Raw genomic sequence first — 1,782 nt, 5'->3', positions numbered from 1 at the left:
GCAAGTCGTAAGTGCGCCCTTGTCTGTTTACCGGTGGCAACGCTAGCAACAACGAACGGTGATTTCGACTGCTAAAACTAGTGGTCGCCCGGTGGCAATTTTTTGTGTTTGAACAGGGAAAGCAAACGCATCAATCAGGAAATGACCGACATGCGCAGGCCGATCGCACAACGGATCAGGGAGCTGGAAGAGTGGAAGAAAACATTGCAGGCGCGACTGGACAAACAATAGAGGGCGCAGGCAACGCGTCGGAAGAAGTTACGCGGATCATTTACGCTGGAGCGAAACGAGCAATGCGGTCATCGTGAGGACCTGCGGCAGCGGTTGGACAGGTTGCTTCGTTAACGGTCCTTCAGAACCTCAACACTGCGCTCAATCGGCCACGGTATGGCGCCCGGAGTACCGACGATTGGAAAAAAACGGAATTAGAGATACAACCTGAGATAAAGCACCATTGAATGTTCGCTATTGAGGAATGCGGGTATTCCAATACCATTTGCACAAATCAGAGCCGGTTGCCCCAGGATCGAATGTGCATATTCGGAGAAGACAGACATTCGCCTGGTGGCTACCAAAAATCGGAGTTTCAAAGGCCTCTGGAATGGCCCATACAGGACACCGTCGATAAGCGGAGCAGACATGAAGACCAGCCTTGAACACCTGCCAGAACGAAAGCAACGCGAGCTCGCGCGCGTCGTCGGAATTATTCAGGAAGAGTTTGCTGATCTGGTCGAGCGCTCGAAGTCTGACGCCAAAAAAGACGGGCGGATTTTCAAAATCATTCTGTTCGGTTCTTACGCGCGTGGCACCTGGGTGGATGAACCGCATACGTCGAAAGGCTATCGATCTGATTTCGATATTCTCGTCATCGTCAGCAACAAGGAATTGGCCGATCCCAAGTACTGGGACAAGGCGACCGAGCGGCTGATGTGGGACAAGGAAATTGCGACACCTGTCGGTCTCATCGTGCATGGCGCTCGCGAAATCAGCAATTTCCTGCAGGAAGGGCAATACTTCTTCAGTGATATTCGCCGTGATGGCATCGCTCTTTACGAACTTGATGACAGAGAACTTGCCGAGCCGAAAGTTCTGATGCCGCACGAAGCTTTTGAAGTGGCGCGAAAGCATGCTGCCAATCGCTTCAAGGTGATCGATAGTTTTGTTAACTTCTCACTATTCGGCCTGCAAAACAGAGACTTTCCGGGCACAGCCTTTCAGTTGCACCAAGCAGTAGAACATATGTACGGAGCTCTACTTCTTACCCTCACAAATCACACGCCAGCATCCCATAATCTCAAATTCCTAAGAGGGCTTTCCGAGGATCGTGACGTCAGGCTGATCGACGCTTGGCCTCGCGACCAAGCCAGATATGTGAGCTGGTTTAATCTTCTTAATGAGGCGTATGTGAAAGCCAGGTATTCCGAGCACTATGAGATGTCAGAAGAAGGTCTCTCTTGGATGATGGGCCGAGCATCGGTGCTCTACGAGATTATTAAAGTGGCGTGCGCTGAACATCTTCAAAACCTTGAACGGGCTGCGGAACAGGCCGCAAATTCCAGCGACTAAGCTTCACCGGTAGCACAAACTCTCCTGAGCTCAGGTAACAGCCACCGCAGCGTCATGAACCATATGGTCCGATCTCCTCCAGCAATCACTATGTCGATCTCCTCATAGAAACTGGTCTGTCTTGCAGGAACGAAGCCGTAGTCACCAGCGGCAGTTCCGGTGCGACCGCAATCGAAAGGAATAATCGTGGCAAGGAAAACCATCGAACAGCGCCTG

2 protein-coding genes are annotated in these 1,782 nt (G+C 51.5%); one reads left to right on the top strand and one right to left on the bottom strand.

Annotated elements, in window-relative coordinates; all coding sequences use genetic code 11:
- Positions 1 to 639: 639 nt before the first annotated feature.
- Positions 640 to 1,566, top strand: a complete 927-nt coding sequence (locus QSK43_RS26985) for a nucleotidyltransferase and HEPN domain-containing protein (RefSeq protein ID WP_332306020.1) — start codon at positions 640 to 642, stop codon at positions 1,564 to 1,566.
- On the opposite strand, the gene QSK43_RS26980 is transcribed toward QSK43_RS26985, so the two are convergent.
- Positions 1,563 to 1,782 (bottom strand): hypothetical protein (locus QSK43_RS26980; protein WP_332306019.1); only part of this gene is annotated, 220 nt, incomplete at its 5' end. The two genes, QSK43_RS26985 and QSK43_RS26980, sit on opposite strands and share 4 nt — an antisense overlap.

It is taken from the genome of Rhizobium sp. GR12 (genome assembly GCF_036596185.1).
GTDB lineage: Bacteria > Pseudomonadota > Alphaproteobacteria > Rhizobiales > Rhizobiaceae > Agrobacterium > Agrobacterium nepotum.
Note: the sequence above shows the minus strand (reverse complement) of the source record. Positions and strands in the feature narration are given on the sequence as shown.